The following is a 26,036-nucleotide window of genomic DNA, read 5'->3' as shown; positions in this document are numbered from 1 at the left end:
ACTAATTAACTGACTATTAATCATTAAACGTATTACCCCACCTTCGTTCCGACCGGAATTTGGGTGGGGTAATACGTTGCAAAATATATTTTGGCCGAGTTATCAGGTTAAAATCGGTAGGCACCCGTAATACCTGCAGTTCCCGAATTGAAGCTGGCATTTATTGTGTAGAGCGAGGCTCCATTGCCAAATACGCCATTGGCTGTTATCGAAGGTATTAACTCAGCGCTCAGGTACCATCTCGGATTGAAATTATATTGAGCGCCCAGCACAAAACCAATACCGATCGAAGGCGATGCTAGAAACAAATTGTTACCTGTGTAGGTAGTAGTGCCTCCGTTCCCATTATCAATGGTTACCGTACCGTTGTTCGACGAATAAAGGTTAATAGTAGCTATTAACTCCGTGCCATAAACGAATTGCAGTTTATCACTAACCGATCGACGTTTTTCTTTCCCGACGGCTCCCCCCGCCGAAAAACCAAACAGGGACGTATTGCGATTGAAATTGGCAGTCAGATTTCCAAAAGCGAGTCGATACCGGCGGAAAGTGTTTTCCCGTATCTGTTTTTTGTAAATCATGCCAATGCTCTCAAAATTACTAATGCGAAGGCCGATTTCCCGCGTTGGGGCGTCCTGAGCTGATACAGACGTGGTTACTAAAACACTGACAAAGAGAATAGAAAAGAATGTTTTCATAATGGTTTTAACAGTTTGATACGTTCAGCAAACATATAAAAACACATGAAAACAATTTGTTGAATTTATCAACAACACGGTAAATTACCCAAAATGCTCCTTGGCTTCTTCCTTAAGCTGTTTCTTGTCAATCGGAACAACGCCGACGGATTCACAAACGAGTCCTCCACCCAGATTCGATAAACCCGCAATGATAGTAGGCGATTGTTTCAGGGCCACGCAGCAGGCGGCAATGCTGATGACGGTATCGCCCGCCCCTGATACGTCCGCAATCTGGCGAATATGGGCAGGTAACTTCTGGGTTTCGCCATTAAAATCAATGAACGCGCCCCGCTCCGACAACGTAATCAGCGCCCCTTTTAGGTTAAGGGTTTCTTTCAACTGATGTACTACGTCGCCCAATTCAGCCAGGTTATCCACATCGAAATCCACCTTCAGTCCTTCTCGCAGTTCTTTCAGATTCGGCTTAAACAGGGTCGCATTATTATACGAAAGGAAATTCCGTTTTTTAGGATCGACGACCGTTGGAACGCCCTGCTCATTGGCAAAATCCGTGATATCGCCAATGGCTTCTTTGCTCAGGACGCCTTTATCGTAATCCTCGAAAATCACTACGTGACAACTTGGTATCAGTTCTTTAGCTTTAGCCACCAATAGTTCGCGTTCGTCAGAAGTAATGTATTTGTCTGTTTCGGTATCGACACGTACGACCTGCTGAGAACCGGCAATGATACGTTCCTTGATGGTCGTGATTCGGGTCTGGCTACGTATCAAGCCGGTGCAATTGAGGCCACGCTCGTCAAGCTGCTGTTCGAGTTGATTACCCGCCTGATCTGTGCCAATTACCGAACAAATAATGGCTTCAGCGCCCAACGCCTGTACATTCAGCAGAACGTTACCAGCCCCACCCAACCGCAGTTCGCGCCGGTCGACCGTTACCACCGGAACGGGTGCTTCGGGCGAAATACGTTCGACATGCCCCCACACGTAGGAATCAAGCATTACGTCGCCAACAATTAGCACGCGAAGGTTATCGAACTGGTCGAAAAGCTCATCAATCGACATATCCAGGACTGGACTCATAGGGGCATTCTCAGGTTGTTTCCAGTACAAAGAAACAAAAACCCCGCCGATTGGAGAAAGTAGTTTATTGATTGGCCAGCCAACGTAGCAGCAGATCGGGTTTCAGGAACAGGATAATTACCGGCAACGTAACACCAACCGTTAGCCAGACAGCCGATTTCGAGATTGGCACTAAACTATCTGACTCTGAAGACGTAGCAGCAGGCCGAAAGAAAAGGAGAAACGGAATTTTCAGGTAATACACCAGCGAAATCAGGGCATTCAGCAGGCCCAGTACAAACAACGCCAGCAACCAGGGATCGCCGGAGTGCTGATAAGCTTCGTAGAGGGCCGAAAACGACAACAGTTTAGCCGTGAAACCAACCGTTGGAGGCAATCCCGTCAGCGCCAGCATAACAACCAAAATCGCCACCGAAAGCAGTGGTTGCTTCGGGCCTAATCCAGCAAAACTACTGATGGTCAAATCGCTGTTGTTGCTACGTGCCAGCAGATCAATTAAAAAGAAGGCTGCCAGCGAAATAAACAGATATGTACCGGCATAAAACAATGTTGCCTCGAAACCGGCTTCATTCAACGCTACAACCCCAACCAGCAAAAAGCCAGCGTGCGCAATGGTCGAATAAGCCAGCAATCGCTTGGCATCGGTTTGGCGCAGAGCCGACAAATTACCTATCAGAATACCAGCCAGCGCCAGCACAGCCAGTGGCGTTTGTAGCACCAGCGCCGAAGCCCCTCCCGGAGCCTCGATAGGCAAGCTCGTTACCACCCGCATCAGCACCAGTACCCCCGCTATTTTGGGGCCAACCGAAAAGAAAGCCGCCACCGGAACCGGAGCCGCTTCATACGCATCGGGCGTCCAGATGTGAAACGGCACACCAGCCAGTTTGAACAGCAGACCCGCGCCAGTCAGCAACATTGCTACAGCCACAACCGGGGCATCCTGCTGAGCCAGTTCGGTTCCGAAAGCGTCGGCGGTTAAATCAAGGGTGCCGGTCATGCCATAGAGCAGCGACATCCCATAAAGCATAATGGCTGAACTAATAGCGCCGAACAGCAGGTATTTAATGCCTCCTTCCGACGCCTTACGATCGGCCACCAGCGCAGTGAGCAGATAGGAGCAGATCGACACCAGTTCGATACTCAGGTAAATACTGAGCAGATTGACCGATACAGCCATTAGAAACAGGCCCAGCGTCATGGCAATCAGCAACGAGTACCATTCCAGGGGAAGTCCTGGCCGTTCGGCAAGATTTGAACGTAACACCACGTCGGTATCAGACGTAGTAAATGCTTCATAGAGTAAGACGAATCCGGCGCCTAGCGCAATCACTACCTGCACAAAAATGGCCTGGTTATCCACAAAAAGCAGGTGCATGAACAGGAAACCACGTACCGGCATCAGCACTGCCCAGAGGCCGGCCAACAGCACAGCCACTACGCTTAACCCCGCCAACAACCGACGTACCGTTGACTTACTACGTTGCCGGCCAAGCAATTCGGTCAGCAGCACTACACAAAATGACACAGCTAACCACGTTTCAGGGCCAAAACCGCCGAGACTGTTCAGAATGTCCGTTAATTGGTCGGTAAGAGACAAGGTAGTTAGGGAAAGGCCCCGACAGGCTCCGGCTGTCGGTTACATCGTATCTACCCAGTTCGTCGCATTCGCGACGCCGACAGCCGGAACCTGCCGGGGCCTGCAAAACTAAATAATTCCATCCTCGCCCGGCTGCCCTTCATAATTGTGCAGTCGGACAGGCTTCTGTTTTTTCCGAAGTCGAATATTGAGGAACTCAACCCCCAGCGAGAACGCAATGGCGAAATACAGGTAACCTTTTGGTACCGAGCCCACTTCCTGATCAAAAAACACAACTTCGGACAGGTGAGCCCCTTCGGCCACCAGCATGAAGCCAATCATAATCAGAAACGCTAGTCCCAGCATCTGAATCGTTGGGTGCTCGTTCACAAACTTACCGACAGGCCCGGCAAAGAACATCATGATCAGAATAGACAGAATAACAGCAATCATCATAATCGCTACGTTCTGTGTAAGCCCAATGGCCGTCAGAATGGAATCAATGGAGAAAACAATGTTCGTTACGGCAATCTGCGTTACCACACTCGAAATGGTCGTTTTGGCTTGTGAACCACCGGCTTGTTCTTCGTGGTCACTGCCTTCCAGCTTGTGGTGAATTTCGGAGGTAGCCTTGTAAAGCAGAAAAATACCTCCGCCAAACAGAATCAGGCTCTGCCCCGTGAAAGCCGCTTTGAACCAGCCCGCGTCGATGTGCGTAAAGGGCTTGCTAAGCGAAATCACAACCGAAATTCCCATCAGAAGAATAAGACGGAAGGCCATCGCCAGTATCAGGCCGATATTGCGGGCTTTCGGCTGGTCTTTGCTGGCCAGTTTGTTAGCCGCAATGGAAATAAAAATGATGTTATCGATACCCAGAACGATTTCCAGAAATGTCAGGGTCAGTAAGCTGACAATCGATTCAGCTGTAAAGAGATCACTCATCCGTTAACGAGAAGTAGGAAACCCAAAATTACCCGCTACGGACCGAGTCTGCAACAATTCTTTACGAAAGAACCTTGAGCCGGACAAAAGGTTAGCCGTTTTTATGGCCGGTCAACAACGTTTTTTATCATTTGTGCCACATTAATATTATGAACAGCGTATCATATCACAACTGTAATTGCTGTTCGAACTAGCAAACGAGACAACTTGAAACGACTAGTAAGGTACGATTTAAGAACCAGATCGCCCCGACGATATTCTGGCAGAAATCACCGTTACGTATGTACATATCGTTCGTCTGACTTTACAAATAGTGAATAGAATGAAGGCGTGATTATTGTGGACATTTAGTAGCTATAAAAAGAAGCTCGTAACATAATACTTCGCCAGCGCGTTATGAATCTAATAATATAATTAATGTATAATGATTAATGAACAATGAATAATGTTCTATTCTATCTGTATTGCTGATTAATCACTATACATTACCCATTAGTCATTAAGAATTACCACCTGTGGCAAAAATACTTGTTCGAATTCTGCTGGGGATTTTAGCCCTCGTGCTGCTGGTCGCTGGGTTCGTGGTACTTGTTACCACCACTCCCTGGGGCGAGCAATTCGTTACGAAGCAGGTAAACTCGTATCTGGCAAAACGGCTTCAGTCACCTTTTCACATCGGACGTATCAAATACTCTATTCCCGACTGGATTGAGCTGGAGGACGTATTTTTCAAAACACCAAAGGGCGATACGTTGCTCAATGGAGGCCGGATGCGCGTCGACCTCGATATGATGGGTTTGCTTGATAACCGCGTGATGCTGAACCAGATTGAGCTGGAACGCGTCCAGGTGAACATTACCCGGACGTTGCCGGATACAGCTTTCAATTTTCAGTACATTCTCGATGCTTTCGATACAGGTTCAGCCCCCGAACCGTCTGACACGGTGTCGACACCGATGAAAATCAACCTAACGGGTATTGCTTTACGCGATGTGCGAATTCGCTACAAAGACGATGTTGTTGGGGCCAATGTAAATGCGTCTCTCGACAGTCTGAACGCTAAATTCAGCGATATGGACGTCAATACGTCGAAATATCATCTCTCGAACGTAACGGGCAATGGATTGAACGTATTTACGCGTTTGTATGAAGGTCTGCCAACACCCCCCGGAGCGCCTTCCAAGCCGGGCGATACCTTAAATCTGGCGCTGGGCAAGTGGCAGCTTACGAACACAAAATGGGATGTGAACGTCGAAACGGCCGATTTCCGAACGAAGGGCGCTGTGAATCGACTGGCGATGGAGTCCGATTATTTTTATCTGGAAGGCTCGAAAATCGGCCTTAAAACGCTTGAATTGACCGATGGTGACGTTGCTGCTACGTTAACCAAACCAACCAAAAAAGCGTCTTCACCCGAACCTCCAACTTCTACGACCAGTACGTCACCCGGCTGGCAGGCGCGGCTAACCAACGTGCGATTTGCCAATAACCGCATTCAATTTGATGATGAAACGGCCCCGCGTCAGAAACAGGGACTGGATTATGGCCACCTCGATCTCCGCAATCTGGGTATTGACGGTAAGTTTCTGGTGTATCAGGATTTAGGCAAACGCGGACAACGTATTAGTGGTCAGCTACGTAACGGTCGATTCCGGGCTACGAGCGGCTTTGTACTCCAGAAATTCGAAACCAACCTGCTCTATACCGACACAACCACTACGCTCACCAAATTGTATATCCAGACGCCCACTACGTTGCTGCGCGATCAAATGGTGCTACGTTACGATTCGCTGGCGCAGTTGAGCAATCCACGTTTTGCCAAACGTGTCGCCGTTCGGGTGAATCTGCGGCAGAGTCGTTTGTCGGTCGATGACGTATTGCAACTGGCTCCAGATCTGGCGAATACGCCACCGTTTGCGGGTAATCGCGGGGGTGTATTTAGGGCGAATGCGCAGGCGAATGGGACGTTGGCCGCACTGAATTTGCCCAAGCTTGAATTCGATATGCTGTCAGGCACCAGACTACGGGCGAGTGGGCAACTGACGAACGTAACGGACCCCGATAGAATTGGGGTAAATATGAACGTGCAGGAGGTCAGCACTACGTTGGCCGATATTAATAAGCTGGCTCCCAAGGGATCTATCCCATCTACAATTGATCTACCGCCCGGTTTAAAACTTACTGGAAAATTAAAAGGTCAATTAAACGACCTTATTCTGGATGCAAAAATCAATACCGTTTGGGGTTCGGCCGCTTTCGATGGCCGATTGGCGGGTTTTGTAGCAGGTAAAAATGAAACGTATAAAGGCACGCTCAATCTGACGGATTTCGACGCGGGTAAGTGGCTCAAGCAAACTGGAACTATTGGTAAGGTAACGGGCCGGGCTACTGTCAATGGGCGCGGCATCGACGTTAATACATTAACAACCGACTTCGACCTGGCTATTAAATACGCCGATTTGAATGGGTACCGCTACCAGAATCTCGATGCAGAAGGCAAACTGGCTAGCGGAAACCTGGACATAAAAGGAGCACTCAAAGACCCGAACGCTAATGTCGCTATTGATGCACAGGTCAATCTGAAAGGTGATTTTCCGGGTGTGAAAGGGCAGACGGTGCTGAATGAACTGAATCTGCAAGCACTCAAATTATACGACGACCCGCTCTCCATTAAGGGACGTATCCTTATGGACATGGCTTCGACCGATCCGGCTAAACCCGTCGGTACGGTTTCAATTAATGATGCTACGTTAAGTTTAGACGGAAAAAGTTACCCCATCGACTCGCTTTATGCCCGACTGGGTGCCGACGGCAATACGAAGTCGGTGATGGCGCAGATACCGGGGGCGCAGGTTAACCTCAACGGGCAGTTCGAGTACGCGCAACTTTACGACATCATCGCAGGCGAAATAGGAAAATACATTGCGCTGCCGGATCTGAAATATAAGGCCATTCCGCCCCCGCACGCCTTCACGATGAGCATGAAAGCGTACCAGAATCCGCTGCTATTGGCATTTGTTCCGGGCCTTACCAAGATGGACACGGTGCGAATGGATGCGTACCTGGATAATAAGCGCGATACGACGCTATCGGCTACGTTACGTACGGGCGTGGTTGTGTACGATACCACTACGTTGCAGGGAAGCCGTTTTCTGCTACGTGGCGTAGGAAATCAGTTGGTTGTTAATGGGGGTATTGACGGCGTTCTGTACGACGGCATGACGATCCGGCAGACAAATCTGAATGGTATCGCGGCTAACAATCAGTTCCGGTTTGCACTGGTCAACAAAGATTCATTGAATCAGGATTTGCACGGGATTTCGGGTAAGCTCAGCATTATCGATTCCAGTTACCGCTTCCAGTTTGCGCCGAACGGCCTGCTCACTAATTACCAACGCTGGGAAACTGATACCACTGGTTTTGCGCAATATGGTAAAGATGGCATCCTGATTAATCGATTACATTTAGAACAGCAGCAGCGGTCGCTCGAAATAAGCAGTACCGAACAATACGCCAACGCCCCCATTCGCGTAACTGCCCGCGCCCTCGATATAGCCAATCTGGCCCGGCTCGCCAACCAGGATACTACACTGGCCGACGGTGAACTCAATGGCACGATTGTCGTACGTGATTATATGGGTGAAGACAATAATCTGGCCTTTATCGGGTCTATTTACGTCGATAGTTTACAGGTGATGACTAAGCCCATCGGTAACCTGACTGCCCGATTCAACAATACGTCAGATGGACGAATTAACGTCAATACAACCTTGATTGGGCCGTATAACGATGCAACAATTACGGGTTTCTACAACCCGGAAAACGCTAAACAAGCCCTCGAACTGGCCATTAAACTGAACCGGCTGGATGCCCGCACCATTGAAGCCTTCAGTTTCGGTGAACTACGGCAGGCCAAAGGCAAGCTCGTTGGCGGATTTACCGTTGCAGGATCAACCGACAATCCCAAAATCGACGGCAGCGTGGCGTTCGATTCGGTGGCGTTTAACATCAAACAACTCAACGCTACGTACCGCATCGATCAGGAAAAACTGGCTTTTGCGGGGCAGACCATTACGTTCAACGATTTCAATGTACGCGATACGTTGGGCCGTACCCTCACAACTGACGGAACGGTAGTGCTACGTAATCTACCTGACGTAGCGTATAATCTGCGGGTAAGAGCAGCCGATTTTCAGGTACTGAATGCCGCGCGAAAAGATAACGATTATGCTTACGGGCAAGCCGCTATCAGCGCCGATTTACGGATTAAAGGAACGGGTTCCAACGCGTCGATAAATGGTACGGTACGTTTGGAGGACGGCAGTAAAATCTCGATGGTGCTGCCCGACGAATCGGTAGATGTGAATGAAGCCAATGGCATTGTTACGTTTATTAATCATAGCGATTCGCTGGCCCTCCAGAAATACCTTTACCGACCCAAAAGCGATACCGTCAAGACGACCCGGCTGTCGTTCGATGAATTAAGTAATTCAACCATTTCGCTTGATCTGGAAGCTGACGAAAAATCGGAACTGACCATTGTTGTCGACGAGCTCAACGGCGATTACCTACGGGCGCGCGGCAACGCCCGACTGAACGTAGGCATCAACGCGGCTGGTCAGATGACGGTTTTGGGCCGTTATGACGTAACGGAGGGCGAGTACTCGATGACGTATCAGGTACTGAAACGACAATTCCTGTTGCAGAAAGGAGGATACATCAATTTCACCGGCGACCCACTTAAGGCCGACATCAATATGACGGCTATTTATAAAGTATCGACCCCGCCCGGCGATCTGATCGGCAACGAATCGACCAGTGTGGATGCAGCGGCCGCCAAACGTAAATTACCTTTTGAAGTTCTGCTCACCATCAGCGACAATTTATCGGCCCCAAAATTGAGTTTCGACATTCGGCTGCCCGAAGAAGAAAGCAATGCTGCTCAATCGCAGTCAAATGTTTTGGGAAGCAATATCGAAAGCAAGCTACGAACGCTACGTCAGGATCAGTCACAGATCAATAAACAGGTATTTGCGCTGCTGGTGCTGGGCCGGTTTTTACCAGAAAATTCGTCGGATTTCTTTTCAGGTTCAGGAAATGGTGGCCTCAATACGCAGGCCGAAAATATTGCCCGTAGCAGTGTAAGCAAGCTCATTTCCGACCAGTTAGGCCGACTGGCTTCCAACGTATTAAAAGGCTTCGACGTTGACTTTAACCTGCTTTCGCAAACGGGCAGTGCCAACACAGGCGGAGTTACCAACGGATCACGTACCGATTTGAACGTGGGGATATCGCGTAGTTTTCTGGCGGGTCGTGTTACGGTTTCGGTGGGTAAAAACTTTGTACTCGACAACGCGGCCAGTGCCGCTACCCCCAGTCAGAATCAGGTATTTGATAACGTATCGGCTAATTACAACATCACCCGCGACGGCCGCTACGTATTGCGGGCATACCGACGTAACGATTATCAGGCCGTACTCGATGGCTACATAATTGAAACTGGGGTTGGGTTCATTATTTCGATGGATTATAACTCGTTTTCCGAAATTTTCAGTCGGTCGTCGCCGGGTACCGTGATGAACTAACGCATTATGAAAAACATAGTTACCTGTTTGTGTTTTCTGCTCACGGTCTGGTTGCTCAACGGCTGTAATGTCGCCAAGCATCTGCCAGCCAATGAGCGGCTTTACATGGGCACCGACGTTGTTATTAAAGCAGATTCTACGGTTCCAGCCGCTGAGCAGGAAGCTATACAGGATCAATTGACTGGATTGGCAAGACCGCGTCCTAACAAACAAATTTTCGGCTATCCGATCAAAGTAGCGTTGTACTATCTGTTCGGCGAACCCAAAAAGCCAAAGGGTTTTCGGGCGTGGTTTCGCCGGAAGTTTGGTCAGGAGCCTGTATTTGCCAGCGCCAAAGCCCTTTCATCGAACATTCCGATTTTCAAGGCTACGATGCAGAATCAAGGGTATTTTGGTTCGGATGCTACCGCTCAGCTTAAGGAAGAAGGGTATAAAGCGAGAGGGGTTTATGAAGTCAATCTCAAACAGCGTTACCATATTGATTCGGTCGGTTTCCTAATCGATTCAACCCCTGTTAAGAAGGCGCTACGGTTGTCGTCCCGACGTACCGTCATCAGAAAAGGCGACCCGTATCTGTTCGATAACATCAAACTCGAACGCGAACGTATCAGTCAGTCGATCAAGCAGCGTGGTTTTTATTATTTCCTGCCCGATTACATAGCAGTAATAGCCGATAATGATTCGGTGGCGCATAAAACAAAGGTTTATTTCGCCATCAAGCCCGATATGCCCGAAGCGGCTGGCGTACCCTACACGATTCGCAACGTATTTATTTATCCGAATTACAACCTCTCAACGGCACGTAACGACACCAATCAGCGACGAGCGTATCAGACCGACGAAAGTTTTCGGGTGGTCGATTCAACACGTCGGTTCAATCCAAAACTGTTCCGGGATATTGTGACTGTGCAGCCGGGCAGATTATACAATAGCCGGATGCAGGATTTGACGCTGTCGCGATTCATCAACGTAGGGGCGTTTAAGTTTGTCCGTAACCGTTTCGATCCCGATCAACAGGGGGATTCGGCGGTGCTGGATGTGCACTATTACCTGACCCCCTACCCCGCTAAATCGATGCGGGCCGAGCTTGATGGTACGTCGCGCTCCAACAATTTTACGGGTACACAACTTATTGTGAGCTGGCGCAACCGGAACGCGCTACGTCGGGCTGAACAGTTAGTTATCAATGCCAATGCGGGTATTGAATTTCAGGCAGGAGCCGCCGGAGAAGGGGTTACAAACTATCGATTTGGAGCCGATGCTACGTTAAGTTTCCCTCGCCTGGTATCTCCTTTTCGTTTCCGATACGATCAGCGGCAGGCGTTGCCAAAAACGAACGCAACCATTGGTTATCAAACCATTATCCGGGGTGGGTTATACCGTATTAATTCGGCACAGATTACGTATGGCTACGCCTGGCGACAGAATCAGCAGGTTGAGCATGTATTTCAACCGTTTAATATCAACTATGTGTATGTACCACGAGACAAAGCGTCAGGTCTTTATGATTTGATTGGCAATACGGATATTGACGAGACTATACGAAAGCAATACATCAATATTCTTAATTCAGACCAGCTTATTCTCAGTAGCTTATACACGTTCAATTATAATTCGCCGGCTCGGTCTATTTCTCCTAATACATTTCGCCTAACAGCTAATGTTGAAGCTGCCGGTAATCTGGCCAGCTTATTTTTCCATGAAAAGGTAACTAATGATGATCGGAACGGTATTTTCAACGTACCCTATGCTCAGTTTCTGCGCTTAGATGCTGATTTCCGCTACTACCGGAAATTAGCCAAAAACCTGACCCTAGCCAATCGCGTATTTGCTGGCGTTGGAATCACCTACGGAAATTCAAAAGGCTACCAGTTACCCTTCACCAAGCAATATTTCGTTGGAGGAAGTAACAGCATTCGGGCTTTTCGGCCAAGGGCTATCGGACCGGGCGTATTTACCCGCGATACACTACGTAACGTGCCTATCTTCCAGGATGGCGGTGGCGACGTTCGGCTGGAAGCGAATACAGAGTTACGGCTCAAGTTTAATCAGTACCTTGAAGGCGCTATTTTCGTGGATGCCGGTAACGTTTGGACTTATTCCAATACGGAGATTTTCGGGTATGGCGCTCAATTCTCGAAAACGTTTTACGACCAAATAGCCGTGGGTACAGGCGTGGGTATACGAATTGATCTCTCTTATTTCCTGATCCGGTTTGATTTAGGAACACCGCTTCGTAAACCTTACAAAACAGACGGTAGCGAGTGGGTTATCGACAAAATTAACTTCCGCGACCGCGACTGGCGCAAGGAGAACCTGGTGTTCAACATCGGCGTGGGCTATCCGTTCTAAGCGGATCTTCCGAACGTAGCGTCACTTCTTCCCATAATCGCAGAGGCTGTTGTCGGCCTTAACAAAATACGACTTGTAGTTTTTCGCTTTGGGATCCATGCACCCCTTCAGATTCAGGATTTCTACTTTCCGAAATTCGACCGGATGGCTTTCACTTTGCAAAGAAATGCTACCGTGATCAAGCAGTTTTCCGTCGACAATCAAGGATGAATCATGACCACTCACCGACCCACCGCCAAGTTGTGGTTTATTGTACTCCAGCACCTTTTCGCCGTTGGCAAAATGCTGAATCAGCGAATCGCCCAGCACCAGCACTTCGGCCCGCACCCATTGATCGCCATCGTAGGTTTTTGAGGTCGAACTGATGCAGTGTTGTGTGCGTAACTTCCCATCAATCACTACCTTGGTTCCGGGTGTACAGAGATTGCAGGTAGTCCGTTTTTTACCATCGCCGGGACCACCCAATAATTGAACTTCGATAGAGGCCGGAAAATCCTGGTCTTTGCCCATGCTGGCCGCTGGTTGTCCATGCACCATGATACCACTGTTACGCCACGCCCAGCCTTCGCCTTTTGGAGCCTGCTCACCCACGAACCGGTATTCAACAGCAATTCGGTAGTATGAGAAATCGCCCTTATAGAAGATATGGCCGTATTTCTGCTTAAAGTCGTCGTACTTATCGTACCGAACCACCATTTTACCGTCTTCAACCCGGAACGTATTACCGAAGTTGTCGTTCAGGTCGTTTCCCCGGATTTTGATATCCCAGCCATCCAGGTTTTTACCGTTAAACAACGGCTTCCATTCTTCCTTACTGCCCGAATTCCCCTGCCCAAAGGCTGCCAATGTGCAGCAAAGCAGCAACGTAGTGATTTGTGATTTCATGTGAATTATTGGTTCAGGGTTGTAGAGTTATAAGGTTGGCTGACGCGTTCAAAACTCTACAACCCTACAATTATTTAACTCTACTTTTTCTGCTGCGACAGAAACGTGATCAACGACGCAAATTCTTCGTACGACAGCGCATTGGCCAGCCCACTAGGCATCATCGATGTTTCCATCTCTTTACGATTCAGAATATCAGATGTTTTCAACGTAGTAACCTGTCCTGTAATGTCACGTAGCACCACGCGATTCGCCGATTCTTCGGTCACAAATCCGGTATAACTCTTATTTCCTTTGGCCGTAATAAGTACCGTAGCGAAACCTTGCGAAATCGACGCATTCGGTTTGAGAATCGATTCGGCAATCTGATCGCGGGTCATGATCGAACCAATTTGCCCCATGAACGGGCCTTTCATGGTTTCGCTCTTGCTGAGACTATGACAGGCCACACAACCTTGCTGAGTAAATAAGGTTTTCCCCAACGTAGCGTTGCCCGGAATCTTGGCCATCGCCAGCATGACGTCTTCAATAGACGATTCGCCAATCTGCCCTTTTTTGTTCCGAATTTTCTCCAGATCCACTTTGGTTTCTTCCTTCGCGACCACAACCGAATCCTTTGCGCCAAATTCCGGAATTTCGGTACGATGGCGACTATCTAGATCGGTAAAAAATGATTTATCAGCCGACTTATTCCACTCCTCAACCAGGAAATCTTTAATCATCGGCGACGATTCCCACGTAACGGTTTTGTAGTAGGGACCATGCGTATCGGGGCGGGTGCTCCACCACCACGAGCCATCGTAGTCGGCTTCTTTTCTGTACAGCCTCGACAACGTAACGAGTATCTGTTTTTTCAGCGCTTCGTTCTGCGTATGCTTATAAGCGGCAATTAGTCCGGCAACGGCTTTGGGGTCGTGCATGTAACGTAACGCCCAGAGTGCCAACGTTCCATGCGCCGACTCGATGGCCTGCACACAAGCATCAACGGCGTGTATAGTCACCAGCGCCCGAACGGCGAGGTGGGGCGGAACAATGGCGGAATTAGGCGTAGCGTGTGGCCCTTCTGTGCCTTTAGCCGGCGGAGTAAATGATGCCGGTACGTTCGTATTTAGCAACGCCTGTGCAGCTTCGATACGTTCCAATCGACCCAGGCCGATAATTGCCGCTGTCTGAACACGGGGCGATGGATCTTTCAGACCATTCAAAAATGGCTCGATGGGAACCGACTGAATTGTCGATTTCCGGTCGGACAAGGCACGTAACGCAAATTCTTTTAGATCGCTGTCTTCGGTCAGTTTCACCAGATTGGCAATACCGTCGGCACCGGTTATCTGCGCGTAAGCATACATAGCCGCAACGCGAGCGTAGCGTGGAGCCGACTTATCTTCTGCGATATTCCAGGTAAGTTTAGTAGACTTCTTGGCCGGTCGCGAAATCAATTCCTGTTGAGCAGCCAGACGCGCTACAGAACTGCCCGATTTCAGTAAATCACCCAGTTTTTTCTCCGACAGTTTCGTTACGTCCGGAAACGCTTTGTATGTCCAGTTTTTGGGTACGGCACGTACGACAAACCCTTTATTTGGGTTGCCCGAATACCCCGCTCCCGCCCAGGCCGATAAGTACATTTCACCCGACGCATCCACGTCAACATCGGTAATCTGCGATAGCTTAATAAACTCCTCTTCCTTTTGCGTGAACGTCGATTGATCGGGCGTAACGCGATGAAGATAAAGCTGGTTACGTCCCCAGTCGGCCATCATCGGTACGTGATTGTATTTCTCAGGCCACGTATCGTCGTCCATATAAAATGAACCCGTTCCAGAGCCACCGCCCACGTCGACCAGCGCCGGAATAATTTCGTCGGTAAAGTGCTTGAACAGAACCGGATAGCCATATTCGCCCGATTGAATCTGGTTGCTAAATCGAATGTTCCAGCCTCCCCCGTCGTTGGTATTGTCGCGGGTGAACATATTCATGTATGGGTCAATGGCTACGTCGTAAATATTACGCATTCCGTGCGTATAAATTTCCATTTCGGTACCATTGGGCCGCACCCGAACGATTCCTCCGCCCAGCATCGTCATTTTTTTACCCGATCGGTCGGTTGCGCCGTGGAAACCAAAATCCCCAACGGCAATATAAATCCAGCCGTCGATACCCATCCGGATACCGTTGGTAGCGTGATCAGTGCCGCGACTTTGAATAAACTTAGGCGAGCAGATGTGTTCAACAATTGGCGAGGAAGGTCCATCGGCCACGCCATCATGATTTTTATCGGCAAAGACCACCAAATCCATTCCCGACGCAATACCCGTTTCTTTCGAAAACATCGTATGAAGCACAAAAACCTGATCGCCCACAGGGAGAATTCCGCGCGGATTATCGACCACGGCGAACGTAGTATGCTGATCCACTTTCCCGTCATGATTCGTATCAACTAGTCTGACGATACGTCCCTGCCCCGGCTTTTTCCCCAGCGAACCAATCATATCGACGCCAACATAAACTTCGCCGGTAGGTGCTACAGCCAGGCAGGCCGGGCTGGGTGTGAGATCAGGCCCTGCAAAATTGGTAACTTTAAGTTCAGAGGGCCAGCTACTGGCATTCGGCAGCGAATCGGCCCGCGTCGGCACTTGACGAAATTCAGCTGTTTCAGAACGTTTGGGACGTAACGAATTGAAAAACAGAAGAAAAAAGACAGAAAAAACAGAGAAAACGAGTTTTAGCATGACTGGGAGGAGGTATTTTGGCAATCCACCGATCATCAATAACGTAGCATTAAGTAACTGATACGTTCTTTGACAAGCATATACAGAAGTCAATCTGCCCGGAAATATAATTTATTGTTTCCTTCTTTATGTAGATTATTGACAGCCGCCGTGCTACGTTCCCATCTGAGCTTGTCGAACGTAACAATTCTGGTTATCGGCTAATTATTCGGTTAAGTAGTTCACTAAAACTACTTTAGAAGTTGAATGATCCAGAAATAACTTAAACTATTTTAGCACAATTGCATACAACTTTTTAACGTAGTATGATTGATACACCCCGACTGACGCTTATTCCCTTGACGCTCGACCAGCTTCGGTTGCACATTGCCGATAATTATCAGTTGGAGAAGTCACTGGGATTACAAAAGGGCAATCGTGTGGCCTGGGAACCCGTGTTAAGCATCATTACACACTTTACGATTCCCCGATTGAAGGACCCAACCCGCGATCCACTTTTTCATACGCTGTGGCTTGCCATCGACCGTCAGAAGCAGCAGTTTGTTGCCGAAGCCAAGTTTAAAGGCGAGCCCGACGAAACCGGCACGGTCGAAATTGGTTATGGTACGTATCCGTCACTCTGTCGAAAGGGTTACATGAGCGAAATGGTGAGCGGATTAGTTGCCTGGGCCGAGCAACAGCCCGGTGTTCGGCGTGTAGTAGCCGATACTGATACCGAGAACGTAGCTTCACAGAAAGTGCTCGAAAAAAATGGTTTTCATTTATTCGACAGAATTGAAAATATGCTCTGGTGGGAATATACGTTTGACTAGTATAAACCGCCGGAGACTTCGGTCCGTCCGGCTAAAAATCGTATTTTCGTAAATCATCCTGGATTGCTTTAAACAGATCGTTATAAAAGCAGTTTTGACATACTGACAAAGCCAGGCCGCCGGAGTAGAAATAGATCAAACCAACGTTCGTTTTAGCGCCCGGCTGGAACATGAAAAAATGACATGAAAGAAATTACACGCATCGTCGACGTTTTTGAGCAGATTGACTTTTCGCAACGGAAAGCTGCGCTGGCTACCGTTGTCTGGGTTGAAGGGTCGTCGTATCGGCGGCCGGGTGCCCGTATGCTCATAACCGACGATGGCCGCTGGGAAGGTGCCATTAGTGGCGGCTGCCTGGAGGGCGATGCGCTCCGTAAAGCGCGTCAGGTGATGCTTGATGGTCAGCCGATTGTTGTTACGTATGATACGATGGACGACGGAGCGAACAGCTTTGGCGTTGGACTAGGCTGCAACGGGATCATCGACGTTTTGATCGAGCCCATCGACCCGACGAAAGCAGAAAGCCCTATTACGTTACTGAAAGAATTTATCGATAAACGCGACGTTCGGGCGCTGGCAACGGTTCTCAAAAGCGATGACGATACAGGGCTGGCCCCGGCCAACCGGTTTCGACTTACCGAAGCCGCCGAGCCCCTCCCCGACTGGCTGGCTGCTGATATGCAGGAGGTTTTTCAAACCGGCAAACCGCTGACCAAAACGTATTGGGTAAATTCAGGAGCTGTTGAAATCTTCATTGAACGCATCGACCCAGGCATTGAACTGGTAATTTTTGGCGCTGGTTACGACGTAATACCCGTTGCCAAACTCGCCCGCGAACTGGGCTGGCAGGTAACCGTAACCGACGATTGCATTGCTCATTTGTCACCCAAGCGTTTCCCGGTTGCCACCTGCGTACTCTACGCCGACCGCGACGTAGTACTCGATAAACTGACCATTACTAACCGAACTGCTGCGGTGCTGATGTCGCACAATTTTAACTATGACCGGGCGGTTTTGCAGGCATTGCTGGCTACGGATACGCCCTACATTGGTATGCTCGGTCCGGGTAAGCGATTCGAAAAAATGCAGGCAGAATTTGAAAAAGATGGGCTTATGTTTTCTGAAGCGCAACTCGCGCGGGTTCATGCCCCCATCGGTCTGGATTTGGGAGCCGAAACACCCGACGAAATTGCGTTGTCGATTGTGGCTGAGATAAAAGCCTTTTTTGCCAAAGGTAAAGGTGGTTTTCTGAAGCATAAACCGGGTCCTATTCACGAACGACTTTCCGGAAACGTACCCAATCACAGCCGCGCTTCTGAAACGATTGACGCCGTGACGGGCCGTTAATTCATGCGTATTGCCACCCTTGTGCTAGCAGCCGGAAGCTCCAGCCGATTAGGCGGCCAGCCCAAGCAATTACTTACGTATCAGGGAAAAACATTAATCCGACGTATCGTCGATGAGGCACTTTCGCTGGAAACCGGGCCAGTGATTGTAGTGCTGGGTGCCAACCGCGAACAGCTCCTTCCCGAACTGAATCAACTTCCTATCGCTATCGTAGAAAATTCCAATTGGAATGAGGGCCTAGCCTCGTCGCTACGTATTGGCTTAAGTGAAGTAGACGAAAAAACGACCGACGCCTTTCTGATTGTGCTGACCGACCAGCCCTACGTAACAGCTGATTTACTACGTCAGATAATTACTACGTATCAACAATCCGGAAAAGGTATCGTTGCCACTAAATACGGTGAAGCAAAGCACCTGGGCGTACCCGCATTATTCAGCATTCGATACAAAGCTGAATTCTTACAATTGTCAGGCGATGTCGGCGCACGCAAACTGATTCAGAACCACTTACAAGATTGTGCTTACGTAGTGTTTCCGCTGGCTTCCGTTGATTTAGACACTTTGGATGACGTAGCAAAATGGAATAGAGCCTTGTAGAAACAGGGTATGCCTTGTCTCATAACCGCATGGCATTGCTGACGCGTAGAAGACATGCCTTGTCTCCACAATACCCTTCTGCCGCTTGCCCCATGCCCTCAGCCTTCGTACCTTTGTTACCGAAATGGCAAGACTTTTAGCAATCGACTACGGCGCGAAACGTACCGGAATCGCCGTTACTGACCCGTTGCAACTCATTGCGTCGGCGTTGGAAACGGTGGCTTCGCACGAGGTTTTAAAGTTCCTCAAAGCGTATATACAGCGCGAGCCCGTAGCCGAATTTATAGTTGGTTTGCCGAAAGGATTAGATGGCAATGATACCGATAATACGGCCCGCGTTCGGAAATTTGTAATGCACCTGCAACAGGCGTTTCCCGAAATTCCGGTTCACTGGCACGACGAACGATTCACGTCGGTTATGGCTTTACAGGCTATGATAGCTGGTGGAAGCACGAAAAAAGATCGACGTGAAAAAGGTAACATCGACAAAGTCAGTGCCGCTATCATCCTTCAATCGTACATGGAAAGTAAATTTCTGAACCGGGATTGAGCTGATTGAATGATTTTCTGGATTTTGTTTTTGATTTAGTATTTCGAAGAAGTGAAAAACAAGATCCAGAAAATCCTTGAATCCGCTCAATCCCGGTTCAGACTGAAAAAAATATGATTCTCCCAATAATTGCCTACGGCGACCCGGTGCTGCGAAAGCGCGCCAAAGACATTGAACCCGGTAGCGTCGACGTGAAAACGTTGAGCCAGAATATGTTTGAAACGATGTATGCGGCCTCGGGCGTAGGATTGGCTGGTCCGCAGATCGGGCAAAGCATTCGCATTTTTGTGGTCGATGGTGAGCCGCTGAACGAAGATGAGCCGGAAGAAGAAGTCGACAAAAGCCTGATTGGCTTCAAAAAGGTGTTTATCAACCCTGAAATCATCGAAGAAGCGGGCGACGACTGGGGTTTTGAAGAAGGCTGTTTAAGTATTCCGGGCATTCGGGGCGAAGTGTTTCGACCGGAGATTGTGGTGATTCGTTATTTCGACACCGACTGGAATGAACACGAAGAAGAGTACGAAGGCATGGCGGCACGTATCATTCAGCACGAATACGACCACCTCGATGGCAAACTCTTTACCGATTATCTGCCCCCGCTACGTCGAACCCTGATCAAGAAAAAGCTGACCGATATTTCGAAGGGAAAAACCGACGCCGAGTACAAAATGAAATTCCCAAGTAAATAGCCGAGGGCGAGGGGATAGTTGACCTTATCCCCATGCCCTCGGTCCCGCGCCCCATGCATATCACCCTCCTTCAGGCTGATCTTTATTGGCACGATCCAGTCGCAAATCGGGCGATGCTGGAGGAACGTATCTTTACGTTGCCCGAATCAACTGATTTGATTGTGCTTCCCGAAATGTTCACAACGGGTTTCACGATGGAAGCCAGGAATGTAGCGGAACCCATGAATCTTACTACGTTCCGCTGGATGAAGCAGATGGCTGCGCAAACGGGAGCCGTTGTTACCGGCAGCTACGTAGTGCAGGAAGGAGACGGTCAGACGGGTCGGCGGTATTTTAATCGGCTCATCTGGATGCAGCCCGACGGGCAATTCGACATGTATGACAAGCGCCATTTATTTCGCATGGCGGGCGAAGATGGCATTTATGCAGCTGGTACACAACGAATTATTAAAGAGTGGAAGGGCTGGCGTATTTGCCCTCTCATTTGTTATGACCTCCGCTTTCCGGTCTGGAGCCGAAATCGTCAAGCCGAATCGACCGATTTCGCGTATGACTTGCTGCTCTACGTAGCAAACTGGCCTGCCGCTCGACGTAGCGCCTGGAATACGCTGCTGCAAGCCCGCGCCATCGAAAATCTCAGCTACGTCGTGGGTGTCAACCGCGTTGGAACCGACGGGAATGAGCATCTCTATACCGGCGATTCGGCCGTAATCGATTATAAAGGAGACGTAGCATTTCGCCATTCTGATACCGAAATCGTTCACCAACAGACGCTTTCGCTGGATGAGCTACGTTCCTTTCGGGAGAAATTTCCGGCCAATCTGGATGCCGATTCGTTTACGCTTACTCGGTAACCTTTCCGAATAAACCCAGCAATTCACGTGCACTCGCTAACGTAGTGAACGATTTACCCACCAGTTGTTCATCAGCTACTTGTTCGTGTAGCCACGTAACAGAATAAGGAATGTGGATAGCTCGCCCGCCAATGTGGACAACTGGCAAAACATCGGATTTGAGCGAGTTACCAATCATGATAAAATCGGCGGGCTGCACCTGATACCTCTGTAATACCCGCTGGTACGCTTGCTCATTTTTTTCGCTCACTATTTCGACGTGTTTGAAATAATGACCCAGCCCCGAACGAGCAATTTTACTTTCCTGGTCGAACAAATCGCCTTTGGTAAGTACCATCAAATCAAAATCCTTCGAGAGCGTTTCCAGTACCTCCGGAATACCGTCCAGCACGTCGATGGGGAAATCGAGCAAGCGTCGGCCTACGTCGATAATCTGCTGAATTTCAGCGCCGGTAATGGCCCCGTTAGTTAATTCGATAACGGTTTCGATCATCGACAGAATGAAACTCTTGGCACCGTATCCGAACAGATGCAGGTTTCGCATCTGGGCGTCGTAAAACCGATCACTCAGTACGTCCTGCTCAACGTAGTGCGCCAGCAGTTCGCACAGTTTTTCCTTAACATCTACGTAGTTTGGTTCGTTTACCCAAAGCGTGTCATCCGCGTCGAAAGCAATCAGTTTCATAACAATCAAACAGGCAAGTATCAAACGGCAAAGGTAAGGCGCGATTTCTTAACGAGATGCGAAGAAAAATAGACATTTAAGAAGTTGAATTTGCAATAATTTGATTTGCGTCCTATTCCCGAAATCCGCAATTTGCCGCCCATTCGTTACGTATTTTCATTTTATCCATATGCAGTTCACGGAACTAGACCAGGACCAGATTCTGAAACAGGGCGTATCGCTCGACCAGATTGACCAACAGATACAGCATTTTATTCAGGGTTTTCCCTACCTCCATGTTATCAAGGCGGCAACCATTGGCGACGGTATCATCCGCGTGGAAGAAGATCAGTTGCCGACCTACATTCATCGGTTCGATGAAGCCGCTCACGAACGCGATCTGGTGAAGTTCGTGCCTGCGTCGGGGGCTGCTACGCGTATGTTCAAGTCGTTGTTTGCGGCTTTGGATGGCAAATCGGATAAATCTGTCGATGAGGTATTTACCCGGATTACTGACTTCGCATTTTACGAAGATTTGAAAGCCGCTATGGCCGCCAAAGGGCAGGATTTAGACAAAGCCGTTTCCGAAAATGATCGGCAAACCGTGCTACGTTTCCTATTGACCGACGAAGGTTTGGATTACGGTAGCCTGCCGAAAGGATTACTCAAATTTCACAACTATGCCGACGGTCCCCGAACTCCGGTTGAAGAACATCTGGTAGAAGGAGCCGCTTATGCCAACTCTGATGGGCTTGTGAAAATTCATTTCACCGTTTCGCCCGAACACCGCAGTCGGTTCGAAAAACTCATCGACGAGCAGAAAGCTGATTACGAAGCCTGGCTTGGTGTTACGTTCGACATTAGTTTTTCGGAACAAAAGAAATCGACGGATACCATTTCGGTAAACATGGACAATTCGCCATTCCGGAATAACGATAACTCGCTGCTTTTCAGACCAGCGGGACACGGCGCGCTGATTGAAAACCTCAACGACATCGACGCGGATATTGTGTTCATCAAGAACATCGACAACGTAGTACCCGACGAAATCAAGGAACAGACCGTTACGTATAAAAAAGTGCTGGCGGCTGTGCTGCTCGATGCGCAGAAGCAAATTTCCCGATTGCAGGATTTGCTGGCAGGCGACGACGTAAGCGACGGTTATCTTGCCGAAGCCGACGAACTACTACGTACCAAACTCTTTACGTTGCCACCCGACGGTTTTGATGCGCTTTCGAAAGACGAAAAACTGGAGTACTTCCGCAAGAAGCTGAACCGTCCGGTACGTGTCTGCGGTATGGTGAAAAACGTCGGAGAGCCGGGTGGCGGACCGTTCTGGGCTAAAAATCAGGATGGATCAGTGTCGCTGCAAGTTGTGGAATCGGCGCAAATTGACATGAAAGACGCGGGCCAGAAAGCCATTTTTGACGAAGCCACGCACTTCAATCCCGTTGATTTGGTTTGCGGTCTGAGAGATCGGAATGGTGAGAAATACGACCTGCCTGCCTATCGTGACCCGCAAACAGGATTCATCACGGCGAAATCGAAAGATGGTAAAGACCTCAAAGCACAGGAATTGCCCGGCCTCTGGAACGGCGCCATGGCCGACTGGAACACGATGTTTGTAGAAGTTCCGCTTATTACGTTCAATCCGGTGAAAACCGTCAACGATCTGTTACGTAAAGAGCACCAACCCGGTGAAGAGTAAGCTGTATAATTAAAAAGTTGTAGGGTTATAAAGTCGCAAAGTTTGAGTTCTGCTCAAAAACTTTGCGACTTTATAACCCTACAACTTTTTAACTTTCTTTAAGCCGTCAGCCTTGACGAATCTGCTACGCTGGCCGTTGGCGTTCCAAGGGGAATCTCTTTGGTTTGCAGCGAATCTGGATTCTGGAATGTAAGTAGGGAGGTGTTCTCATATACGCCCAGGTTCGCGTCTCTGACACGTTCCATAATAGGACGTAACGCGCAGGTGATCTCATCGTCGCAGTCGTCGCATTTAACGTAAAAGTTAAACGATACACAGGGAGTTGGCGCAATAGGCCCATCAATTACACGTAGTACCTGCGCCAGATTAACCCGTGCCGGATCGACACGTAGCAGGTAACCTCCTCCTTTCCCTTTCTGGCTTTGCAGAATGCCGTGATTACGCAATTCTAAAAGAATAGCTTCCAGGAACTTCTTGGGAATGTGTTCTTTAGCTGAGATGTATGAAATCAATACGGGACCTTTTCCATACTCTTCGGTCAACACTTTGAGGGCCTTAATGGCATATTTTGCTTTCTTTGAGATCATCGTTACGGCGTCTGTGAAGGATTATTAGGGATTATGAAAACACGCACATGTATGAGTATAATTCCTTATAATCTGCCAAGTTAGTAAGTCCTCAGCAATCAATCAAGAATCTAAACTCGTTCATGAAAAATGTGTACAATTTAGACACATTCTTACTGGTTAACATATAAGCAGTGCAAATTTACTGCCGAACATTCATTTACTCCCTAAAAGTTCATGGATTTAGTCGAGTATTAGCTTCAAGGCGGACAGAGACCCGTAGTCTACGTTAATTAGTTGATTTTAGCGCTCATATGGCGGCCTACCGCTCTGCTTACTTTTAATCAATAATTCCATTTTGAACGCTCTCAGGCTTCTCCTCCCAAAAACCATTGACAAACCGATAGCGAACCTGATTCCCTTTTTTGAGCAGAAACGTAGGAATTTGCTCTAGTTCAAGAGGCTGTGCTGGCAAACTACCTTCGTGCAAAAGGTGTACTTGTTGAACCGGAAACACACTCTGTTGCGCTTTTTTAATTTTAAAAGCGAGTACTCCATTTTGCCGAAGGCTTGGCAAATCCAGTTTAGCCAACTCGGCTGCCGAATCGAGTGTATCGGGGTATATATTGGCGGGTGTAAGCGTCATTCCTGTGGCATCAATCTCATCTATTCCGTAAAATGTCGATAGGTCACCCAGATCTTCTATGACGCTCCTGTAATGATACGAACGAGCGGATTTGTCACTCACTTCATGGTGGTTTATACCTATATCGACTCGCACAGGGTAGCCATTGCGCAAGGTGGTCACATTCCGAATTAATACGTCGAATAAGGCACGTCCATTTTCTGGAATCGTCGGGTAATCAGCCGTGTTTTCCTGCTTGTATGACCCATCGGCAATAGCTTTCAGTGCCGTCAGAATAGCGACGAAATTTAATCGCCGAATGGTCATTTTTTCGGAATCACCTTTAAATCCGCCCGACTCGATCAGGATTAACGTAGTGCCCCATTTCTGGATGTTATCGCCAAATGCACGCGGTTCAAACTCGTCATCGTAACGAGCGACCTGGCCGGGAATAAACTGCTGCAAAACGCGATTCATGCCTACAATCAACTGCATCGACCGCTGGCGAACGTCGTTTACGTTACGTTCTTCATCATACGCCGTAGCCAGAAACGAAACAACGGCCTGTTTGCCGGTTTTAGCTACGCTATACCGCGGATTCTGATCGTGCAGATTGAAGCCGACGAGTGGTTTCAGGGTTTGCTGAAGGTGTTTTAATAAAGCTCCTTCGGGTGTTTGTAAACGTAGCGCATCGCGGTTCATGTCGATGTCGGTAGCGGTACGTCGCTGAAAGCGTTCGGCTCCATCGGGATTGAGCATCGGCACAAAATAGATGGACATATTGGTCAGAATGGTTTGGCGTAGCGCATCGAAACCGTCGTTTTTAGCTTGCAAGAAGTTGAAAATATCGAACATCGCCATCGTTGCTGTGGCTTCGTCACCGTGCATCTGGCTCCAGAGCAGTACGTTCGTAGCGCCGGTTCCGGCCTTCACCTGGTAAATGGCGCGTTTTTCCAGCGACTCCCCCGCCTGGCTAACCGACAATGGTCCGCTTAGACGCTGGATCAGCGGCACGATATCAGTATGCTTAAATCGGCGGTGAGCCAGTGTTTTTTCCTTGAACGTATCGTGGGCATCGTGCAGTCGACGAGATAGTTCTAAATCCTGGGCTTGTAGGTTTGTAAAAGCCATTCGTAACAAAAAAAGTAAAGTTATCAGCGCAGATTGCCGGATTGCATAAACCGATTTCAACAGACATATTGGCCTACGTTCAGGCAACTGCTGAGTCAGACCAGCAAGTGGTTTAATCTGCATAGTTATTTGTTTTTATAATTTTTGACCCAGCCATAGACCTGCCATTGAAGCCAGCAGACACAGTACTACGTTTAAACCGATGTTGAGTAGGGCGGCTCCAATACGACCATTTTGCAGCAGTGCAACCGTATCGTAGCTAAAGCTTGAAAACGTGCTGAGTCCTCCGCAGAAACCAACCCCTACCAGTAACCGAGTGGTTTCGTCCTGGTGATACGTTGCCCAGCTGATCACGGCGCCAAGTATAAAACTCGCCACTACGTTGACCAGCAGAATGGCGGTTGGAAAAGGCGACCCGGTCAACATTACCGGTACATAACGACCTGCTACGTAGCGAAGCAGGCTTCCAGCTCCCCCGCCCATAAAGACCAACACGTATGGATGCGTCAGTAACAATCTCATGCCAGCAAACTTACGAAAAATCGGCAACGATGGCCGTTTTACAACGGGTGCTACGTTGAACAGGCAACTTTTCGCTATCATTGTGAAAATCCACCGTTCAACTTCGGCGTTCACGATTTCT

General features: G+C 48.8%; 19 protein-coding genes. 9 read left to right on the top strand and 10 right to left on the bottom strand.

Annotation, left to right across the window (positions count from 1 at the left end; all coding sequences use genetic code 11):
- Positions 1-107: 107 nt before the first annotated feature.
- From ACYVF1_RS03445 to ACYVF1_RS03430, 4 genes are all read right to left on the bottom strand, one after another.
- Entirely contained in the window at positions 108-698 is a 591-nt protein-coding gene (locus ACYVF1_RS03445; protein WP_461075637.1) for a hypothetical protein, read from the bottom strand.
- A gap of 84 nt (positions 699-782) precedes the next feature.
- The gene (locus ACYVF1_RS03440; RefSeq protein WP_461075636.1) at positions 783-1,781 is read right to left on the bottom strand and encodes a bifunctional heptose 7-phosphate kinase/heptose 1-phosphate adenyltransferase; all 999 of its coding nucleotides are present in this window, start codon (positions 1,779-1,781) and stop codon (positions 783-785) included.
- A gap of 64 nt (positions 1,782-1,845) precedes the next feature.
- Positions 1,846-3,378: an NADH-quinone oxidoreductase subunit N gene (locus tag ACYVF1_RS03435; RefSeq protein ID WP_461075634.1), complete on the bottom strand. Its 1,533-nt coding sequence runs from the start codon at positions 3,376-3,378 to the stop codon at positions 1,846-1,848.
- A gap of 108 nt (positions 3,379-3,486) precedes the next feature.
- The gene (locus tag ACYVF1_RS03430; protein WP_461075632.1) at positions 3,487-4,299 is read right to left on the bottom strand and encodes a TerC family protein; all 813 of its coding nucleotides are present in this window, start codon (positions 4,297-4,299) and stop codon (positions 3,487-3,489) included.
- Between the two features lie 515 nt (positions 4,300-4,814).
- Here ACYVF1_RS03430 and ACYVF1_RS03425 point away from each other — a divergent pair.
- A complete protein-coding gene (locus tag ACYVF1_RS03425) occupies positions 4,815-9,884 on the top strand; it encodes a translocation/assembly module TamB domain-containing protein (protein WP_461075630.1) in 5,070 nt (1,689 codons plus the stop codon).
- Positions 9,885-9,890: 6 nt separating this feature from the next.
- Positions 9,891-12,236, top strand: a complete 2,346-nt coding sequence (gene tamL, locus ACYVF1_RS03420) for a translocation and assembly module lipoprotein TamL (protein WP_461075628.1) — start codon at positions 9,891-9,893, stop codon at positions 12,234-12,236.
- A gap of 21 nt (positions 12,237-12,257) precedes the next feature.
- Here tamL and ACYVF1_RS03415 read toward each other — a convergent pair whose 3' ends face one another.
- Together ACYVF1_RS03415 and ACYVF1_RS03410 are read right to left on the bottom strand one after the other, a co-directional pair.
- The gene (locus ACYVF1_RS03415; RefSeq protein WP_461075626.1) at positions 12,258-13,121 is read right to left on the bottom strand and encodes a 3-keto-disaccharide hydrolase; all 864 of its coding nucleotides are present in this window, start codon (positions 13,119-13,121) and stop codon (positions 12,258-12,260) included.
- 80 nt (positions 13,122-13,201) lie between these two features.
- Positions 13,202-15,850 carry a DUF7133 domain-containing protein gene (locus ACYVF1_RS03410; RefSeq protein WP_461075624.1) on the bottom strand — a complete coding sequence of 883 codons (2,649 nt, stop codon included), beginning with the start codon at positions 15,848-15,850 and terminating at the stop codon, positions 13,202-13,204.
- Positions 15,851-16,155: 305 nt separating this feature from the next.
- Here ACYVF1_RS03410 and ACYVF1_RS03405 point away from each other — a divergent pair, with 305 nt between their 5' ends.
- The 6 genes from ACYVF1_RS03405 to ACYVF1_RS03380 all read left to right on the top strand — a co-directional run bounded on the left by ACYVF1_RS03405 (position 16,156) and on the right by ACYVF1_RS03380 (position 20,699).
- Positions 16,156-16,662: a GNAT family N-acetyltransferase gene (locus ACYVF1_RS03405; RefSeq protein WP_461075622.1), complete on the top strand. Its 507-nt coding sequence runs from the start codon at positions 16,156-16,158 to the stop codon at positions 16,660-16,662.
- A gap of 183 nt (positions 16,663-16,845) precedes the next feature.
- Positions 16,846-18,009, top strand: coding sequence for an XdhC family protein (locus ACYVF1_RS03400; RefSeq protein WP_461075620.1), 1,164 nt, complete (start codon positions 16,846-16,848; stop codon positions 18,007-18,009).
- A 3-nt stretch (positions 18,010-18,012) separates the two neighbouring features.
- The gene (locus ACYVF1_RS03395) at positions 18,013-18,606 is read left to right on the top strand and encodes a nucleotidyltransferase family protein (RefSeq protein ID WP_461075618.1); all 594 of its coding nucleotides are present in this window, start codon (positions 18,013-18,015) and stop codon (positions 18,604-18,606) included.
- A gap of 124 nt (positions 18,607-18,730) precedes the next feature.
- A complete protein-coding gene (gene ruvX, locus ACYVF1_RS03390; protein WP_461075616.1) occupies positions 18,731-19,156 on the top strand; it encodes a Holliday junction resolvase RuvX in 426 nt (141 codons plus the stop codon).
- 113 nt (positions 19,157-19,269) lie between these two features.
- Positions 19,270-19,845, top strand: a complete 576-nt coding sequence (gene def / locus ACYVF1_RS03385; protein WP_461075614.1) for a peptide deformylase — start codon at positions 19,270-19,272, stop codon at positions 19,843-19,845.
- A 53-nt stretch (positions 19,846-19,898) separates the two neighbouring features.
- A complete protein-coding gene (locus ACYVF1_RS03380; protein ID WP_461075612.1) occupies positions 19,899-20,699 on the top strand; it encodes an amidohydrolase in 801 nt (266 codons plus the stop codon).
- On the opposite strand, the gene ACYVF1_RS03375 is transcribed toward ACYVF1_RS03380, so the two are convergent.
- Complete coding sequence (locus ACYVF1_RS03375) at positions 20,689-21,384, bottom strand: HAD family hydrolase (RefSeq protein WP_461075610.1); 696 nt, start codon at positions 21,382-21,384, stop codon at positions 20,689-20,691. The genes ACYVF1_RS03380 and ACYVF1_RS03375 overlap by 11 nt on opposite strands.
- Before the next feature lie 169 nt (positions 21,385-21,553).
- Here ACYVF1_RS03375 and ACYVF1_RS03370 point away from each other — a divergent pair, with 169 nt between their 5' ends.
- Positions 21,554-23,071, top strand: a complete 1,518-nt coding sequence (locus ACYVF1_RS03370; protein WP_461075608.1) for a DUF4301 family protein — start codon at positions 21,554-21,556, stop codon at positions 23,069-23,071.
- A gap of 98 nt (positions 23,072-23,169) precedes the next feature.
- Here ACYVF1_RS03370 and ACYVF1_RS03365 read toward each other — a convergent pair whose 3' ends face one another.
- The 3 genes from ACYVF1_RS03365 to crcB form a co-directional block, all read right to left on the bottom strand.
- Positions 23,170-23,658 carry an RrF2 family transcriptional regulator gene (locus tag ACYVF1_RS03365; RefSeq protein ID WP_461075606.1) on the bottom strand — a complete coding sequence of 163 codons (489 nt, stop codon included), beginning with the start codon at positions 23,656-23,658 and terminating at the stop codon, positions 23,170-23,172.
- 319 nt (positions 23,659-23,977) lie between these two features.
- Positions 23,978-25,393 (bottom strand): M14 family zinc carboxypeptidase, encoded by a 1,416-nt coding sequence (locus ACYVF1_RS03360; RefSeq protein WP_461077799.1) that lies wholly within the window; start codon positions 25,391-25,393, stop codon positions 23,978-23,980.
- Between the two features lie 135 nt (positions 25,394-25,528).
- Positions 25,529-26,029, bottom strand: a complete 501-nt coding sequence (crcB, locus tag ACYVF1_RS03355; RefSeq protein ID WP_461075604.1) for a fluoride efflux transporter CrcB — start codon at positions 26,027-26,029, stop codon at positions 25,529-25,531.
- Positions 26,030-26,036: the final 7 nt, after the last annotated feature.

The sequence above is a fragment of the Spirosoma flavus genome, from assembly GCF_054778555.1.
The sequence above is the reverse complement of the archived record's forward strand: the minus strand, read 5'-3'. Positions and strand labels throughout refer to the sequence as shown.

Coding starts and splice junctions, on each gene's coding strand:
- ACYVF1_RS03445 (WP_461075637.1), bottom strand. CDS start 698: ATGAAAACATTCTTTTCTATTCTCTTTGTCAGTGTTTTAGTAACCACG.
- ACYVF1_RS03440 (WP_461075636.1), bottom strand. CDS start 1,781: ATGAGTCCAGTCCTGGATATGTCGATTGATGAGCTTTTCGACCAGTTC.
- ACYVF1_RS03430 (WP_461075632.1), bottom strand. CDS start 4,299: ATGAGTGATCTCTTTACAGCTGAATCGATTGTCAGCTTACTGACCCTG.
- tamL (WP_461075628.1), top strand. CDS start 9,891: ATGAAAAACATAGTTACCTGTTTGTGTTTTCTGCTCACGGTCTGGTTG.
- ACYVF1_RS03415 (WP_461075626.1), bottom strand. CDS start 13,121: ATGAAATCACAAATCACTACGTTGCTGCTTTGCTGCACATTGGCAGCC.
- ACYVF1_RS03410 (WP_461075624.1), bottom strand. CDS start 15,850: ATGCTAAAACTCGTTTTCTCTGTTTTTTCTGTCTTTTTTCTTCTGTTT.
- ACYVF1_RS03405 (WP_461075622.1), top strand. CDS start 16,156: ATGATTGATACACCCCGACTGACGCTTATTCCCTTGACGCTCGACCAG.
- ACYVF1_RS03400 (WP_461075620.1), top strand. CDS start 16,846: ATGAAAGAAATTACACGCATCGTCGACGTTTTTGAGCAGATTGACTTT.
- ACYVF1_RS03395 (WP_461075618.1), top strand. CDS start 18,013: ATGCGTATTGCCACCCTTGTGCTAGCAGCCGGAAGCTCCAGCCGATTA.
- ruvX (WP_461075616.1), top strand. CDS start 18,731: ATGGCAAGACTTTTAGCAATCGACTACGGCGCGAAACGTACCGGAATC.
- def (WP_461075614.1), top strand. CDS start 19,270: ATGATTCTCCCAATAATTGCCTACGGCGACCCGGTGCTGCGAAAGCGC.
- ACYVF1_RS03380 (WP_461075612.1), top strand. CDS start 19,899: ATGCATATCACCCTCCTTCAGGCTGATCTTTATTGGCACGATCCAGTC.
- ACYVF1_RS03375 (WP_461075610.1), bottom strand. CDS start 21,384: ATGAAACTGATTGCTTTCGACGCGGATGACACGCTTTGGGTAAACGAA.
- ACYVF1_RS03370 (WP_461075608.1), top strand. CDS start 21,554: ATGCAGTTCACGGAACTAGACCAGGACCAGATTCTGAAACAGGGCGTA.
- ACYVF1_RS03365 (WP_461075606.1), bottom strand. CDS start 23,658: ATGATCTCAAAGAAAGCAAAATATGCCATTAAGGCCCTCAAAGTGTTG.
- ACYVF1_RS03360 (WP_461077799.1), bottom strand. CDS start 25,393: ATGGCTTTTACAAACCTACAAGCCCAGGATTTAGAACTATCTCGTCGA.